The following is a 17899-nucleotide window of genomic DNA, read 5'->3' as shown; positions in this document are numbered from 1 at the left end:
TCCACCTGAGCTGTTCATGCACCTTTTCTGTTATTTGCAAAATTTGTAGACCCTCGCAGCATTAGCGAAGCTCGAACCCTCGTCGTACTTTATTGTCCTTGCTTAGTATCACGGACATGGGTCTTCAATCCGACCTCAAACATCCGACTCCAAGGCATATAGCAATCGTCGATCACGATCTCATAATTATTCTCTGGATCATGCAAATGCTGCTCGATGAACCGAGTCAATTCAGCTCTGACTCGCTCGGCGATTTGTCCCCGCTGTCCGTCGATCGAGAAATAATTGTATCCCGTACCAGGCAGCACCCGATCACTTACATCCCTACGCACGGAGGCACAATAGCCCCCATCCTCGACATAGCGTAGTGACAGGAAATCGCGATGCTGCGGCGTATTGCCATACACGGCATAGATCATGCCTTGTGCAATGCAAGTTCCGAGCGTGTTACCACTTGTATTCCAGCCTGCATAACCGGCCAATTCGAACAATAGCTTCTTATCGCGAAGCAGCTGCAGCAGTTCAAGATCTGCTCCGTTGGCATAAGCTACATCGGCGATAACACAAGGCTTGCCGAGATGGTGAACAATATCATCAGCCACCTCGATCAGTTCAACTAGATTCCGGTATACCTGATACCCTATAAAGGGCCGTCCTTGATCATTCGACTCCATCATGCTCTCGCCGGGTGTATTGATGCATAGGGCCATATCGGCTTCTGCCAGGGAAGGCGACATTAGTCCTCCGGCCGCCATAATCTGATATTTGACCGATTCATATAGTACGCGGTCTTCATATAGAGGTATCACTAACGGCCCTTGCACACTGGCAAAATGAACATGCACCCGTGGTTTACGACGCTCAAAATGATTGATCATGCGGGCAAGTAGCGTGCATCCCACTTCGTCGGCCCCGGGATACATATAGACGGACAGCTGCTGCTGACACTTCTTGACATGCTCGCGAACGTGCTGCTGATCCACAGAAGTCAGACCATAAGGAGCCGAGTCATCCTGTGGGATGATCATGAAATCGACGGCCCCGTCCTGCACCAGTTCGATTGCTCTCTTATTCGCTGTTAAATTAACAGCACGGCGTTCCGTGTAGTCCTGCCACATGGATTCAGGCAAAACGCCCTCAATCTGCTGCAATTCATTCTGCTCTTCTTCTGTCGCGATGCCCAGCTCCAACCGGTGGCGGATATATCCGCGCAGGAAAATCTCCCTGCCCCAATTCTCGTAATAATCCGGTTCTTCATCACTGCTGGAATAGCGCGGGCAACGCATAATGAGCTGATAAGCAAATACATGCAAAGCCGGGTTGATCCGCTTCAATTGACGGAGCTTCTCTAATTGCTCCCCGCATTGTTCCTCCGTCATCTCATGCAGCCGCGAGGGGATTATTCCTCCGTATAGCAATGTGTCCAAGGCCACAATCGCTCCGTCTGCATCACGCGCCTGCTCGAATAGCCAGGCCCATAGCTGTTCGATGTCTCCAGGGCGCTTCTTCAGCCCCATGATGCTCAAATCCGGACGGACGACATGATAATCCGTTCCCGCGGCAAGAAGTGCCGGAAATTCGTAATTGCACGGACGTTCGTCCAGCGGAATATATATAATTTTTCTCATGTGAGTAGTGTCCTCCTATCCTTTAACTGCTCCGGATACACCTTCCATGTAATATTTCTGGGTGCACAGGAACACGATGATAATCGGTATAACCGAAATGACGGTACCGGCGGCAATCCAGCCAAAATTATAGGAAAATTGGCCATTTAAAAAGCTAAGCGCGGACGCGATAGGATACTGCTTCGTATCATTAAGCACAATCATCGGCCAGAGAAAGCTATTCCACATCCCCATGAACTCCAATAGTCCGATAACGGCGATCGCCGGCTTCACAATCGGCAGCGCCAATTGCAGCCAAATACGAAATTCGCTGGCACCGTCCACTTTGCCGGAATCGCGCAGCTCATGTGGCATGCCCATAAACGCCTGTCTCATTAGGAATACGTTGAACACGGTAACCGCTGAAGGAAGCACGACTGCAAGAAACCCGCCCATCAAGCCTAGTGCCTTCACCGTTAAGTAGTTGACGACCATCCCGGCTGCAGCTGGGATAATCATCGTCGCCACCAATAAGGCAAAGATAAGATCCCGTCCTTTGAACCGAAATACGGCGAGCGGGTAGGCCGTTAGACAGGAGAAAAAGATGTTCATAACGACGCCCATCAGAGCAATGATAACGGTATTCATTAAATATCTTGGAAAGTCCATGTAATTCCACACTTGGACGTAATTATCAAAGTCGATAAAAGTCGGGAAGATCGCCGGCGGAAAGCTGAATACATTCTTGCCGGGCATAAGCGACACACTGAAGATCCATAGGAACGGTCCCATCATAAAAATGGCAAATAAAATCAAAGCTCCATACAACAATAATGATTTCGCTAATCGAAGTGGTTTTCTTCTCATATCATGCATCCATTAATATGGATTGACACCGCCCTTCCGGTTGAATCTGAAGATGATAATACTAAGCGCGGCAATCATGACGCTGACAATTAAGCCAAGTGCCGAGGAGTAGCCAAAATTAAATTGTTGGAAGCCTTGCTGATAAATATACAAGCTCGATGTTAAAGTTGAATCCCCCGGTCCACCTTTCGTCAGGATAAACACTTCATCGAACACACGGATTGCCGCCATTAGTGAAATAAGCGTGCAGAAAAAGACATACGGCTTCAACAGCGGAATTGTAATTTTACGAATCGTCTGCGCCCGGTTCGCGCCATCAATCGTCGCAGCCTCTGTCAGATCCTTCGGAATGGATTGCAATCCGGCCAAATAAATCATCATATAGTAGCCAAGGCCCTTCCACATCGTAATGAACATCAGTGTCCACAGTGCTGTATCTTTGTTGGACAGCCAGGTAATTCGCTCTTTCATTAACCCTACATTGGACAGCACATAGTTTATGACCCCATTCTGGTTGAGCAGCCAGCCCCAAATAAGCGCTACTGCAACCATAGAAGTAACGACGGGGATGTAATAAGCAGTACGGAAGATTTTAATTCCTTTGACATTGCTATTTACTAGAATCGCCATAAGAATAGAGAAAATCTGAATAAATGGCACAACAATTACATATAGCAACGAGTTGACCAGCGATGTGATGAAGCTCTTATCCTGCAATGCTTTGACGAAATTATCCAAACCGACAAACTCGGTCTTGCCTATGACGGAGTAATTCGTCAGCGCCAGCGGTACGCTATAAATAATCGGCCAGAAGACAAATAGGGCCAGTAGAATCAAACCCGGTGTCATGAAGAGCCAAGCCACTGACGCTTCCGACTTGCCGAATCTAGTAAAGAAGGATGTTTTTTTCATGATAGTACTCCTCCACCACCTTTATTAAAGATAGTTCTATATCTATAAGAATCGGGCAGGACAAGCCTGCCCACTCAGACGTATTTAGTTGCCTAAGATTTTGTTAACCTCGCCCTCGACCTCAGTCAATGTCTTCTTCGCATCAGCACCGTTCAAATAAATTTCCTGCAATGCTTTGGTGACGGCCTGATTGACGTCTTTGGCACTCTCAACGCCGATGTAGAAATCCTCGGCTTTATCAAGGCTGACTGCAGATACGGCCTTAGCCATCCCTTCCAGAGTTCCGTCATTTTCCGAGAAGAACGGATCTTTGGCGCTCTCTACTGTGGAAGGCAATGTATTAGCGAGCTTGGAGAATTCCAGTTGATTGGCCGCATTCGTTACGAATACAGCGAAGTCGACCGCTTCTTTCTTATGAGATGTTGCCGAAGGCACGACAATGTTCATCGTGTTGGAATAGCGGATGCCCGCTTTGCCAACCGGACTTGGAACGGCAAGCATTTTGTTGTATACATCCGGCGCGGCTGTCTTGATCTTGTTAATGAATGGCGAGCTGGATAAGGACATGGCCACTTGCTCACCCGCGAAGTATTGCACTTGTTTATCGTAGTCGATAATGTCTTTTGGAATGACGCCGTCTTTTAACAGCTGTAAATTCTCATTGACATACTCTTCCACTTCCGGTGTATTAAAAGCTGCCTTCTTATAATCCTCAGTCAGGAACGGCAGGTTCTCTTCTAACAGAGTACGCGCTTCCATCGTGAAAATATAGCCGTAGGCGCCGGTCTTCTCTTTAATCTGGCGACCCCATTCGTTCAATTCCTGCTTCGTCTTCGGCGGATTATCTGGATTCAGTCCAGCTTTCTCCACCAGATCCTTATTCATGAATAGGACAGGTAATCCGGTGTACCAAGGGAGTGCGAACGCTTTGTCGTTCATTTCCGTTGAGGAGTAGATCCCCGGGAAATAAGCTGCCTTCTGGTCCGCTGTCAGCTCTTGGTTGAAGTCAACCAATGCGTCCTTGGTTCCCATCTGATTGGCCAACTCCGTATTAAGGTTCACCACGTCTGGCGCTTCACCGCCAGCAATATTCGTCATGAGCTTGTTCAGTACAGCATCGTAAGGGTAGTCCTTCCAATCGATCTTGACATTCGGATTCTGCGCTTCATAATCCGCAATCAATTTGTTGAAGTAATCATCGAAGGTCGGCTGCAATGAGATTGTCCAGAACTCTACCGTGACTTGTTCCGCGGGCTTCTCGCTATCGTTGTTCCCACTTGAAGCAGCTTCCTTGTTGCCCGATGAATCCGAACCACACGCCGCCAATAGCCCCACCATCATCATTGATGCCAATAGTAATGAAATCAACCTTCTACCTTTGAAACTCATGCCACAACACCCTCTCTTCTTTATAAACTATCTCTTAAAGCTAGGAGAAGAAATGACTGTAAGTCCGAAAACGGCAGCGCTTACAAAAAAGCCTTATTATTCTACGCTATATCTGTAATTGCTCCAATCCATGAATTATTTCGGAATAAGAGTCGTTCCTGCAACCTTCTCCCTTCTTGCATGTTCATTGTAACACGTATCAAATAAATTCTCCACTATTTTTTAAATAATAGGAGATTATTTTCTTCACATGTATTGACTCCTATTCACGTTGGCTTTGAATCGATCGAAATACGACGTAGCTTCGTTCTGCACATGCTGATATAGTAACCCGCCATCATTCGCCCCTCACTTCAAGATTTCACAGATAATACAGAATCCAGTTGCTCCCACCAGCTATAATCATCCAAATGGCTCACATCGAACAACATGACACCGTGCGTACGTTCTCGGCACATCCGAACAGCTTTTTCAAATTGATCAACGTTTCCTTCATAATCCTTCAAATATAAGCTCGCGATGACTGGAATCTGCCCGTTAATTGCCTCTAGGCTCATTTGGATCGCGCCTTCTACGCTGTACCATTCCGCAGGCCTGCCATTATGTACGGCTTCTTCAATTCGCACTTCGGGATAATAACAACCTGTCATAATGAAATCCAATTCATCGGCATACGCGGAAATATGATATTCTTCTGATGCCCATGGCAAGTTCGAACGATATGTTTCACTGGCCCAATTGACACCTTCGTTGTAATATAACGGATACCACGATCCGACATAAATGCTGAACGACAGACTTGGATTTGTGGATTTAACAACTTGCTTAGCAGATTGCACGAAATGTTTAATGTTCAGAGCACGCCATTCCGTCCATTTCGCGAACCAGTGCCCATACTCGATATGTTTCGTACCTGCTTGTAAGGTAAAAATGTCCTGTGGCCATTGTGCTACCGGCTGCCCAATATATTGTTCGAATGCTCTCCTGCTTAATTCGCTAAAATCACCATAGACATTCGGATAGCGGCAGCGGTCTAGCACAATACCACTAATTTTATAGTTCGAGGCAATCTCCTTCAGAATCCCAAGTTCGTGCAGTTGAACTTCTTCATGAATCGGATTCACAAAAATCGTATCATCATCCGCATTTTCAGCTGCAACCGATTCCGAAGAAAGACTCGGATTATAAAGCATGACCTGCCAATCCTTCTTGTCATAAGCGATACCGTCTCTTGAATGCGTCGTACCTTCAGCGAATACATCCATATTGGCAATGACTTGAAGCCCGACAACACTCGCTTCCTCTATCATTTCCGCAAGAAAGTCTCTTCCTTCCCATACGTGATAACGTCCGTCCGACCAGCAACTTACATGATAAGCATAAGAACTTGGGAATGTCGTATGTCCATAGGGGATTTTGGCATCCACCACCAAGTGGGTTACTCCAGCTTGCTTCGCATTGTTAACAAGGCGCTGCCTCTCTGCACGATCCGCTAGTCGAACCCCATTCGCGATAAAATCAACCCACAACACATTTGCACCTTTTTCCATGGATATACTCATATTGGGATCACCTCAACTATATAATTTTTAAAATTCGGGGTGCCAAATTGATCTGCGGCCCCCCGTGAATTCATTAGGAATTGATGAAGCTTAAATATTGCAATTTCAACTCTGTCGTTATTCTTCGTGGTTCCCTTTATCATTACCAGCGCGCTGAATCGTTACCGTGTAGTTTTTCATTAATCCATCTTCGGACATCACTTGTAACGTAACCAGATTCGATCCCACTTTAAGTTGTACGGGAATGACCGAATCATTTTCAACATGCTTGCCATCCACGGAAATAACTGAATTCTGATTACTTGTACTCGCCGTAATGTTTACCTGCGTAAACGAATGACCGACCTTTACCTTGTAATCATACGTCGATGGTGTGAAGGAAGGCGTTAACTTCATTAACTTCTTCCCCGAGCTCACCGTCAATTTACTTAATTGCGTTTTCGCTGTTTTGGAGAAATAGACGTCTATCATTTTACTGCCATAGTCCAAATCATGCTTCATTCGATTCTTTACTTCTGTATTAATCGAGTTGCTTGCAAGAAGTTTGCTTATGCTGTCGATCTTCTGTTTCACGTCACTTGCAGTCTCATCCGTCATATTGGGATTCACATGTAGATCTTTTACAGCAGATTCAAGTTTCTGTATTAGTTTCTCGCCGTCCTTACGGCTCATCCCTTGGAAAGGAACGTAAATCTCATTGATTTTACGGATCATTTCTTCCATCACGGTCGCTAGCGGCTTGGTCGTATCATATTGAGGCAAAATTGCCTCATTACGAAACACCCCAATCTTCAGCACCTTGTCATACTTATAATTGAAAAGTCCTTCGAACTCGAATAATCCGGATCCAGCTCCATCATTCTTTGTCGCTTCGTTAATTTGATCCACAACAGCCGATGTAGGATTGCCTTGGAACGTGTCTAGACCCGATGAGACGAACGCATTGTCCCCTGCTAATGCCATGGAGTTTCTCAAGTCAGTTACTGTTAATTCCGAACCCGGAGCATAAGACATATGGAACAAGTGATCGATTAAATTATGATCTAACCAGTATTTTGCTTCTTGTGCGTGCGATTTCGGTGCTTCATCATAGTTCGGCCATACCGCAGTTGTAATTTGTAGCTTGGGTTTGATTTGATGCGCCTCGTTAACTACCCGAACGACCCAGGTATTGATAATGTCCGCACGGAATTGTAGCCATTCATCCCAGTAGCGATCTCCTGGATGAAGGTCAAGCGGATCAACGCCATATTTCTCGCTGAACAAATTGCGGGTATACGTGTCGTAACCAAAATCATTCGTGTAATCTCCGGACCCTGGATACCTCGCATAATCCAAATGCAGTGAAGCTATGTCATATTTCGTGACGAGTTCATCGTATACAGAAGCAACGAAATCTCTAGCTTGCGGGAGTGCTGGATTTAGCCAATACCACTTGGCATTGTTAATGCCCACTTCATAATCAATACCTTGTCTGCTTATCAAACGCCAATCGGGATGATTCACCACAACCGGTCCGCCGACAAAGAAGTTCTCCACCCAGGCATGAATTTCAATCCCCTGTTTCTTGCCTTCCTCAATAAATGCTCCAAGTACATCAAAGCCTTCATACAAAGGATTTAATTCGGTATCTGGTAAAGACGTTGGCCAAGTGGTATATCCATCCCACCACGTTTCTAGATAGATGGCATTGATACCGGTCTCTTTGATTTTCTTCACATGATCTCGAACCTGCTCTAAGTTCTTCTCCTTCGGCCGCATCCAGAGACCTCGAGTTTGTACTTTCGGAGACTCAAAATTCATATAGCTTGCATCCGTAACTTTCTGATCCAAGTCATTCAGTAAATCCATTAATCCGTTGGTACCGCTTTCATTTAGTCGCTGTTTAGCCAATTCATAAACGCCCTTTGCCTCTACGATCTCCTGTTCAATTTCGGCATAAGGAACATCCATAAATTGATTCTTGGATAACTGGAGCGCCTTCTCTGCGCTATCGATACTTATCGATGCTTTATCTAAGTAAGATTCCGGCGTAAAAATAACCAACACTTGTTTTTTAGCAAAATCTAGACTCAATTTGGCTCCGACCAGTGCGTTATTCTTTAACCATGTGTTTTTAACCCCATGACCGGATAATACATAGCCGCCTTCAGGAATTTTACTGTTGTTCCCGCCATTGTTCGTCACATATCCGTCCGCATTAACAATCACTTCATTGCCCCATGGGTTCGTGCCAGTCTCCTCGCCATAATTATGATCATAGACGATCAACTGATCCAATCCACGAAATCCTGGATAAGGCACATTGTCAACATTGTCCCAGCCTCCGGGATTATCTTCTTTTACTTTCGGATTAAATGCATCAAACGAGGTTCTAGCCGCTTGGTAAATTAAACTATCCGTCACGAGCTCAACCTCTGCACCAATACGCACTTGACCCGCTAGTTGGTTATAGAATGGACTTGCCGATTGAATCGACAGTACATATCCATCCGATGGAATGGAGGAGTTGTTATTAAGATAAGCCCCTGTGTTGGGATCGTATGCAATCGCCACGACGTTGGTTACCTTATTGCCAACAACTGTAAGCTCCATTCCCCAAGCATTCTGATTGGTGGTTGCGCCATAAGTAGGCTGGTACAACACCACTTCTCCCGCTCCACGCGGTCCATTTATTTTATCAATGCCTACCGCAATACCATTCACTTTCAAATATTTGCTAGGCAGAATAGGAATATCTACGTTAATCGCTTGTACGGACTGCCCCACCACCAAATTCAAGGATGACGCAGCATTGCCAGAAGCCGAAATGACATAACCATTCGCAGGAATGTAGGTTCCACTCTGGCCATGAACATCATATGTGCTTTTCACGACCGACACTTCATTGGTGATGATATATTGAACGGTATCTTCAGAGAATGGTCTTGTCATCTCACCAAAATGACGTGTATAAACTGCGATGGTGTTGGTCGGTTGATCCTGATCTACAACGTCGATCGGTATGTTGCCCTGCTCTGTGATGAGCTGTGGCCCTCCGACAACCGGTACAGGTAGCGTGTAGCCAACAATCTCAACCGGGTCCCCCGGACTCATATTGTCTTTAATCCACTGTTCACTCGATCCGTGACCAAACAGTACAAAACCATTCGTCGGTATTTGTACAGCACCTTCACGATAAGTGACGTCCGTAACGCTGTAAGTACCTTCATGGTAGTCCACGACTGCGGCAGCCGCGTAAGGGTTCGAATCTGTGAGCTTACTACTGTTTTCTCGCGTAAACAAAATCATTTCATCTGAAGCTCCGATGGCTCGATTCACTGCTGTAATGCTGATGGTGTTGCCATTTGAAGCTTTCGCCGTGATGGCTTCATCGGCCGACACACTCAACGTCATTCCTGAAAAAATGAGAACAAAACATAAGATGAAAGACAGCGTATTCTTTAATCTCATTATCGTACCTCCCCATATTGATCATGAAAAAACAGCTTCCCAAGCACTCCCTCTTATATACAACTTATCTCATCTATGATTCTATTTTTTTTGCCGAATTTCTTATAAGCATCACCTCCAACAATAATTATGGGGTATTCCTCTTATGCTATGATTTGTGAATCATGTTGAATTTCCACGTTTAACCCTAAAGCCCGGCAAAATCGAATAACAGACGTTTCTCCTACACCTGCTCGTTCCGCTAAATCTGTCACTATAGCCAGCACCGCTTCCTCAGAATTGCTCTGTACAGCATCGGCAACTTTCTTCTCCGCCTTCGTCAAGGAAGAATAAATACTAGAGATCAGTAATAACATGTTGGTGGAATTAATTAGTTTCTGTGTGTGCTTCATACAACCTACCTACTCCCAAAAATGTGAATGAATCGTTATATTCACCATAACATACAACTCACATTCAAGGAAGAATATTTCCTCTTATTTTATCATTAAAATTAAATTTATTCTCCATTTTTCCATAAAAAATAGCGCGCCTTTCTGAGTAACTGTTTATACCAAGTGCAGTGAGAAAATTTCCTTCCCCTGCTGCCTTGAGTCTTTCTGTCATATCTACGCCTGTGAACTTAGGATTAGATATAATTTGAGTATGTCCAGTCAACTTATTATATACGAGGTAATCTATGCTCCAATACAAATCTGCAATGTGACTTGGTTATCATTAAACATTGCGGTTATGTTAACTAGAGAGAAGAGTGCATTCAAGTATTATCTGAATATCCGCTTTGCTACTCATAACCATATTTCCTTATGAGAAGATATGTGTAAGAAAAGGGGTTATTTATGAATTTGATGAATGGACTGACAATATGGTTTATTACATAAACTCAAAATAGAAAAAATTCGAATTCGTATTGACCTCCAAAGAAATTGGAGGTCTTCTGTTTAATCAATATCAACAATAATCTTTAAAAGAGCCCCAAAAAAAAAGAAGCCCGCTGCGGGCTTTACTGAGATTCGTTCTGTTTTAAACGGAGCATTTGTTGCAGCAACTGTTTAACCTTTTGTTCAGGAAAGGCTGCTAACAAAACTTCTTCAAATGTTACTTGTGCCCGATCAAGCTTATCTTGACCTATTGGTGTAAGCGAGGTATAAATACTTCTGCGATCATCGCCGCAGACATGTCTTTTTAAAGCTCCACAGCCCCTGGCTTCGAATCGGCTAACAAGTCTGGAAACGGCACTTTGACTTAAACCAACCATTGATTCTAGTTGTTGTAATTTTAATTTCTTTTCTGGAGCCTCAGACAAAAACAATAGTAAATAAAATTCTTTTAAAGACAACTGATATTTCTCTTGCAAATTCGCTTCCAATTCATTGGCTACGTTCATTTGTATATGTGTTAAAGTCAACCAATTATTTATAAAGTCATTGTTAAGAACGTTGTCCATCTCACAATTCCTCTCCTGAGCTTAATGCTACTGATCAATATAATTAATTTATCCTTACAATTTTAACATTGTAACATTAATCGTCAAGTAGATGCGGTCACGCCGTCCTTATAGGACGATATCCATAAACGAGCAAAACGCTCTCAGTTTTGTGTAAAAAAAGAGACCCGAGCTAATCAGGCAGGTCTCCTAAAAATAATCATAATATTTAGCGGTGCTCTTTATCTGTTCTTTCTGGGAAATCCGAATCTATACTGTTCGGGAACATCCGTCTCCTTATTAAGTTGTACAGCAGCCTCTAACGTCCAATAAGGATTTCTCAGCATGCCTCGTCCTACTGCAACAAGATCAGCCTCTTCATTGCCGATTACGGCATCGGCAAGCGCCGGCTCATCCAACCTTCCAACCGCAATCACTGGTACACCCAGACTCTTCTTGATTGCACTAGCGAATGGCACTTGGTAAGCGGCATGCGCACCCGGTTTGCCTTTCGTTGCCATTGGCCCAATCCCAATGGGTCCTTCACCACCGGTACTGACATGGAAAATATCTGCTCCAGCTTCTTTATACGCCTTACTAAACTCTATGCTCTCATTAATTCCATATCCGCCCTCTACATATTCCTTAGCAGAAATACGCATGATTAAAGGCATCCCTGCAGGCATTTCACTTTTGGTTGCACGAATAACTTCTGTACCGAACAGAGTCAGATCCTGTCCGTACTCATCTGTTCTATGGTTTGTTAACGGTGAATGGAACTGATGAATAAGGTAACCGTGCGCGCCATGAAGCTCAATGACATCAAATCCGGCTTTAACAGCCCGTGCTACACCCTGCCGGAATTTCTCGACCATTGCTTTCACTTCTGTAGTCGTTAATTCTCTTGGAGTTGTGGACTCCGTACTAAACGGAATTGCTGATGGCGCTACTGGAACTACCGCATCTTCCGCCTTGCGTCCTGCGTGGGCAATTTGAATACCTACCTTGGCACCATAAGCATGACAAGCCTCAACAATTCTGGCCAACGGGGCAATCTGTTCATCGGACCATATTCCAAGATCAAAATCACTAATTCGGCCATCAGGCTCAACATCGGTCATTTCAATAATAATCAATCCAGCTCCACCAATCGCTCGGCTCACATAATGTGTATAATGCCAATCGGTAGCAATTCCGTCTTTATTGTTAACTGAATATTGACACATCGGAGGCATAACTACCCGGTTTTTCAGCTTCAAATCCATAACTTCATAGGGGGCAAATAAATCTTTCATGATCTCTCTCCTCTTTGTATAACAACTGGATTTAGCATGCACAAATCATAAATACAATAAGAGAATAATAAATGCATGCACATGCATATAATATAATGAATGCATCAAGTTCTGTCAACTGTTTAATTGAAATAAATATTCTCATCGCTGATGATGCCCTGCCTTAAGATCCATTGCTATCGGCAACCTTCTCCTGATGTTTATGTCCCTGGTGTAATAAACAAATTACGATCCCATTACACCATTAATCATGTCTTGCTGTTCACATGACACATAAATTACAGTTCCCGCCGGATTATATCGGAGTGTATTGCTAATCAAGTTGGTGATGACACGGCTCATATGGACTTGGTCCATCTCGACAAAAAGTGGTTCTTCCGGGTTATATTCACGGGCTTCACCGATACTTTCGATAGTGAACCAGTACCGCTTAGTAAGCCAGTTACTCGGTGAAGGTCAGTGCAATGGCCGTCATACGTTTTGAAAATATGTTCATTTTTTTGCTCTCTCCTCTGTCTCATTTCCTTGCATTATCTGAGTAAACGAGCAAACTTAATCCAGATTCTATACAATCTTAATGTAATGTGAAATATGCAAAGCCTGCATCATCTTTTGCTGAATACATCCGTCCACTCGGACTGAACTCCGGGGTTCACCCCCTAACGGTAGATTTCAACACCGTACTCCACTAACGAAAAAGACCCTGCCAGCTTATAGTCGGCAAGGTCCTTCGTATTGTCAAACGATTGAATAGACAAACATTGTACCCGGATAATCTCAAGTGCTATTTATTAGTGGCTATTAAAATATTTACAATAGTGTCAAGTTGAAGCTCCATCGAGTAAGGATCTTCCATTACAAATTCATCGCCTTTCTCTCCGAACCCACCGTACATATATACCTGACCTTTTTTGACAGCAGGGAGTCCCTTCCACAAGTTGCTGTTTAATACTTCATTAGCCCCTTCATCATTTGAACCGTATACAAATATATGATCCCCCACATATTCAGGCAAAACTTCGAGCGAGATATTCTCAAACCCTTCTTTCATATTCAAGGCTTTTTCCGTAGGCGGTAACTTCAACATCCCATATATGGTCGAACTTCCATAATTGCCGCCTTCCGCCGCAAGCACATACAGTGATTTATTAGCAACTTGCACGATCGAGACCGTCTCACCTTCTTTGATTATACCGTCAATTTTCTTTTTGGCCTCTTCAACCTTGTTTTCATATTCGGCTATCCATTGCTCCGCTTCCTGCTGCTTTCCGAAGATTTCACTAATTCTCCGGAATTTCTCCAATGGCCCCGCTGTTGATAAGCCTTCCCAATATGGCAGAAACACCGTAGTTCCAATTTTTTGGTAGTCTTCGATGTTCTTTTCGATCGAACCTATAATTAAGTCTGGCTCCAAATAAGTCAATTTCTCTAAATTCATAGGAAATTCGCCGAGATCCTCGATTCCGGCAATAACATCTTTGGAAATACCCGCTTTCTCGATCCAGGCCTCACTAAGCATAAAGCTTCTCACCCCAACTGGAATGATACCAAGTTTCAAAAGATGCCCCATATACTGGTCTGAAGCTACCCGTTTCGGGTTCGCCGGTACTTCTACATCGCCTTTCAACGTCGTTACCGTTCTCGTCTTTGTTTGCTCTCCTGTTTGCCCGTCTCCAGTCGGCTGATCGCCTTTAGTTTGGGTTGTTGTCGGGTTGGTCTCCGTTTGCGAACCTACTTGTGTATTTGCCTGATTTGAACAGGCTCCCAGCAACATCGATAAACAGATCAGCATCGTCATCGCTGTAATTTTGATCCTTCCTTGCATCAAAAATTCCCCTCTCGTACCATGTTGATATTGATAATCAATCTCATTATAGCGTGGGGGTTGTTTCTCTTGAACGGCATATTTTAGCATCGTTATGGGCAAATCCTGATCCCAATGTTGCTGCCGCCGCTCTTTTTTGAAACGGACAGGAGATACTCCCTTGTATTTTTTGAAACTACGGCTTAACGAATGGGCGTCCGGATACCCTACGCTCTCCGCAATTTCCTGTAAAGTAGCGTCCGTCTGCAGTAACAACTGCATCGCTCTATCCACCCGTACTTGACCAAGATAATGAATAGGACTGGTGTGCATCTGTTTCTTGAACAGCCTGGACAGGTGCCCGGTGCTGCATTCCAGTTCTTCCGCTATCAATTCTAATGTGATGGGCTGTTTAAAATGCTCGCGGATATACACGACAGCCTGCGCCATCAGATCCGGTTTAAGCGGCTGAATCCCTTGCTGGTGCAGCTGCGACAACAGCTCATACACAAATTGATGAAGTAAAGCTTTGACATGCAGTTTACCTAGTCCCGATGCCTGACGCCACTCCTGTTCCAGCAATTCAACTTTATCGTACAGGGACAGCGGATGATGCGGTGCAAAAGCATATTGATACTGAAAAGGATTCTCCCTCTCCAGTAGTTGTTGAATCTCCTGGCGGCATGGCAAGGCTAGAATTGCCCTATAAAGAATAATGTAGTATTCAAGCTCATCCTCCGAGACGATATTCAGGCACATCCCCTTTCCGCCATGCAGCACATGGAATCGTTCGACCCTATGAACGCTATGATCCAACCACACCCGGGCGCTTCCGCGCACGGTATATAGAAATGCGCTGGCCGGCAGCCGATAGGTTGGCAACTCCTCCCCCTTATCCATTGTCTGAAAACGGACATCCATTACTTTTATAAAAACATGGTTCCAAAGCAGGATGTGATCATCCAAATTCATAACTATTGTTCTCCCCCGATCAAAATCATCATCCATACCTGACTTGATTCTGTATTTCAACTAAGACTCATTATAATTGATAATCATTCTCATTGGCAATGATCTCTCCGTATCGTTTGATTTGTAAACAATTCATACTCCAGTAATATTTTTTTTGACTCAAAACGTATAGAAAAGAATATTTCACCTATTTATAAAGGTTTGCTACTATCGAATTGTTATCTAAAGGAGGTAAAAAAGATGATCTATCGAAAATTAGGTTCCAGCGGCTTAAAAGTAAGTGAGATTGCTTTAGGTAACTGGATTACCCACGGCGCTCAAGTAAATAATGAGACGGCCTATGCCTGTGTTCATGCTGCACTGGATGCGGGGATTACTACATTTGATACTGCGGATGCGTACTCGGAAACGAGGGCGGAAACGGTACTAGGTCAAGCTTTGAAAGGAATGCGTCGAGAGAGCATAGAGTTATGCACCAAGGTTTACCATCCGACAGGAACAGGACACAACGACAGAGGTCTTTCCCGTAAACATATTATGGAAGCCTGCCACGCTTCACTGAACAGATTGCAAACGGATTACATCGATGTTTATTACGCCCACCGCTTTGATTCGACGGTATCCCTTGAAGAAACCTTTCTAGCCTTTTCGGATCTGGTTCGCCAAGGAAAAATTCTATATGTCGGGATAAGCGAGTGGACGGCAGACCAGATTGCCAAGGGTGCTGCATTAGCGCGGGAGTTGAGGGTTCCATTAGTGGCCAGTCAACCCCAATACTCGATGTTATGGCGTGTAATCGAATCGGAAGTCATTCACGTTTGTGAGCGGGAAGGAATCGGGCAGGTGGTCTGGTCACCTCTTGCACAAGGAATTCTTTCCGGAAAATATGCGCCAAACAAACCGTTGCCGCAAGGGTCTCGTGCTTCAACTTCGGCGGGAGCTCCATTTTTCGAGCGATTAGCAGGTCAATGGCTGCGCACCGAAGTACTGCTAGCTGTTTCTAAGCTCTCCTCTATCGCACATGAAGCCGGGTTGACATTGCCACAGCTTGCAATAGCATGGGTGCTGCAAAATCCGCAGGTATCATCCGCCATTATTGGGGCATCTAAACCAGAGCAGGTACAAGAAAACGTCAAGGCTGCTGGGACTCGCCTTGACTCTGAGATGATGAAACAAATCGATACTATATTAGATGGGCTAGTTGAGCGCGATCCGGCAAAAACCGGATAAATACCACGTTATCTACTATCAATTGCTATTGAACTTACTTCTTCAACTGTCCTAATAAATGCTGATAGGACGGCCTTATTCACGTCGGTTCTCCAAGCAGTGTAGAGGGGAACCGGCGGCACACTTTCCTCAAATGGCCGAAATACGACACCGCTGCGCTGAAAAACGGAAACTGAAGAAGGTACGATGGAAACGCCCAGATTCGCAGCTACCAAGTTTACAATGGTATACATCTGAATGGCTTCCTGTACAACTTTCGGATAAACGCCATGTTGTGCACAGAAACCAATGATGAGATCATGAAAAGAAACTCCGAGATAACGCGGAGACAAAATGAACGGTTCTAATTCCAAAGAGCGGACAGAAATTGCAGACAGTCTGGCTAACGGATGCTGTTCGGGCAGTACAGCAACAAGTGATTCGTTTGTAATGGTACGATAGTCGATATGCTTTGTCGATTCGATGAAACGCGGAAACCCAACATGAATGGTTCCGTCATGTAAAGCCTGCCATTGCTGGGCAGAAGTCATCTCGCATAAAGTAAGCTGTATTTGCGGGAATCGTTCCCGAAATACTCTCAAAATATCAACCATTATATCTCCCGCTGCTGAATCTACAAATCCAACGACTAAATGTCCGATTATTCCTTGGCTGGTCAGTTGCGTAGTTTTAATAGACCGCTCCAATTGGGATAAAATCATTTTGGCTTCCTCTAAAAAAACGGCCCCCGCAGGTGTGAGACGAACTTGTCTCTTGTTGCGTTCCAACAGTTTCACGCCAAGTTCTTTTTCCAAGTCTTGAATTTGCTGACTTAAAGGTGGCTGTGTCATATTCAATTTTTCCGCAGCACGGCTGAAATGAAGTTCTTCCGCTACTGCAATGAAGTAATGTAATTTACGTATATCCATCCTCTTTTTCTTCCTTCGCTCATTTTAATCCCCTACAGTTTAGTTTCACTTATTAATTACAATAGATAACTTATAATTAGCGTGTTTGTTTAATTCGGTTAAAAATAGGTCCAACTCATGGTTAGTTGGAAACCTACACTCCAGGAGATAACAGCCCTCGCCACTAATTTTATAATTGTTCATGATGAATCTTTGTTGTTTTTCTATAAATGTTAAATAGGGTCTATGATCCATACTATGTGTATAAATATGTAGACATGAGAGGAGAGAGTATCCTGCTTTTATTTGATTTAGATGAATCGTGTATCCCTCTATTACACCTTGTTCCTCTATTTTGCACACTCTAGATGCAGTTGCCTGACCCGTCAAATGAACTTTCTCACCTAATTCCTTCATTGTTATACGACCATTCTTTGATAACTCTTCAAGGATTTTTTTATCTGTGTTATCTAACATAAGTGCAGCCTCTTTCAT

Annotated in this window: 14 protein-coding genes and 1 pseudogene; 1 reads left to right on the top strand and 14 read right to left on the bottom strand. The window is 44.1% G+C overall.

Going from position 1 to position 17899, the window contains the following annotated elements; translation table 11 throughout:
• Positions 1–89: 89 nt before the first annotated feature.
• The 12 genes and pseudogenes from B9N86_RS06955 to B9N86_RS06905 form a co-directional block, all read right to left on the bottom strand.
• Positions 90–1628, bottom strand: coding sequence for a DUF4127 family protein (locus B9N86_RS06955; RefSeq protein ID WP_208918362.1), 1539 nt, complete (start codon positions 1626–1628; stop codon positions 90–92).
• Between the two features lie 15 nt (positions 1629–1643).
• Positions 1644–2474 (bottom strand): carbohydrate ABC transporter permease, encoded by an 831-nt coding sequence (locus tag B9N86_RS06950; protein ID WP_244562984.1) that lies wholly within the window; start codon positions 2472–2474, stop codon positions 1644–1646.
• A gap of 12 nt (positions 2475–2486) precedes the next feature.
• Positions 2487–3386, bottom strand: coding sequence for a carbohydrate ABC transporter permease (locus B9N86_RS06945; protein WP_208918360.1), 900 nt, complete (start codon positions 3384–3386; stop codon positions 2487–2489).
• A gap of 84 nt (positions 3387–3470) precedes the next feature.
• Positions 3471–4775 carry an ABC transporter substrate-binding protein gene (locus B9N86_RS06940; RefSeq protein ID WP_208918359.1) on the bottom strand — a complete coding sequence of 435 codons (1305 nt, stop codon included), beginning with the start codon at positions 4773–4775 and terminating at the stop codon, positions 3471–3473.
• Between the two features lie 353 nt (positions 4776–5128).
• A complete protein-coding gene (locus B9N86_RS06935) occupies positions 5129–6337 on the bottom strand; it encodes an alpha amylase family protein (RefSeq protein WP_208918358.1) in 1209 nt (402 codons plus the stop codon).
• 117 nt (positions 6338–6454) lie between these two features.
• Entirely contained in the window at positions 6455–9790 is a 3336-nt protein-coding gene (locus B9N86_RS06930) for a family 10 glycosylhydrolase (protein ID WP_208918357.1), read from the bottom strand.
• 185 nt (positions 9791–9975) lie between these two features.
• Positions 9976–10182: pseudogene (locus B9N86_RS06925) on the bottom strand (MurR/RpiR family transcriptional regulator); the annotation flags it as partial.
• A gap of 64 nt (positions 10183–10246) precedes the next feature.
• Entirely contained in the window at positions 10247–10447 is a 201-nt protein-coding gene (locus B9N86_RS06920; protein WP_208918355.1) for a hypothetical protein, read from the bottom strand.
• 346 nt (positions 10448–10793) lie between these two features.
• Entirely contained in the window at positions 10794–11237 is a 444-nt protein-coding gene (locus tag B9N86_RS06915; protein ID WP_208918354.1) for a MarR family winged helix-turn-helix transcriptional regulator, read from the bottom strand.
• Between the two features lie 221 nt (positions 11238–11458).
• Positions 11459–12511, bottom strand: coding sequence for an NADH:flavin oxidoreductase/NADH oxidase (locus tag B9N86_RS06910; RefSeq protein ID WP_208918353.1), 1053 nt, complete (start codon positions 12509–12511; stop codon positions 11459–11461).
• Positions 12512–12736: 225 nt separating this feature from the next.
• Entirely contained in the window at positions 12737–12868 is a 132-nt protein-coding gene (locus B9N86_RS30580) for a hypothetical protein (protein WP_280174972.1), read from the bottom strand.
• A gap of 427 nt (positions 12869–13295) precedes the next feature.
• Positions 13296–15287, bottom strand: coding sequence for an AraC family transcriptional regulator (locus B9N86_RS06905; RefSeq protein WP_208918352.1), 1992 nt, complete (start codon positions 15285–15287; stop codon positions 13296–13298).
• A 240-nt stretch (positions 15288–15527) separates the two neighbouring features.
• On the opposite strand from B9N86_RS06905, the gene B9N86_RS06900 reads away from it, so the two are divergent.
• Entirely contained in the window at positions 15528–16517 is a 990-nt protein-coding gene (locus B9N86_RS06900) for an aldo/keto reductase family protein (protein ID WP_208918351.1), read from the top strand.
• A gap of 8 nt (positions 16518–16525) precedes the next feature.
• Here the strand turns inward: B9N86_RS06900 and B9N86_RS06895 are convergent, their stop codons facing one another.
• Together B9N86_RS06895 and B9N86_RS06890 are read right to left on the bottom strand one after the other, a co-directional pair.
• Entirely contained in the window at positions 16526–17425 is a 900-nt protein-coding gene (locus tag B9N86_RS06895; RefSeq protein ID WP_208918350.1) for a LysR substrate-binding domain-containing protein, read from the bottom strand.
• 45 nt (positions 17426–17470) lie between these two features.
• Positions 17471–17881 (bottom strand): Lrp/AsnC family transcriptional regulator, encoded by a 411-nt coding sequence (locus tag B9N86_RS06890; protein ID WP_208918349.1) that lies wholly within the window; start codon positions 17879–17881, stop codon positions 17471–17473.
• Positions 17882–17899 lie beyond the last annotated feature (18 nt).

Origin of the sequence: Paenibacillus uliginis N3/975 (assembly GCF_900177425.1) — a bacterium.
In the GTDB taxonomy this organism is placed as follows: Bacteria; Bacillota; Bacilli; order Paenibacillales; family Paenibacillaceae; genus Paenibacillus_AQ; species Paenibacillus_AQ uliginis.
The sequence above is the reverse complement of the archived record's forward strand: the minus strand, read 5'-3'. Positions and strand labels throughout refer to the sequence as shown.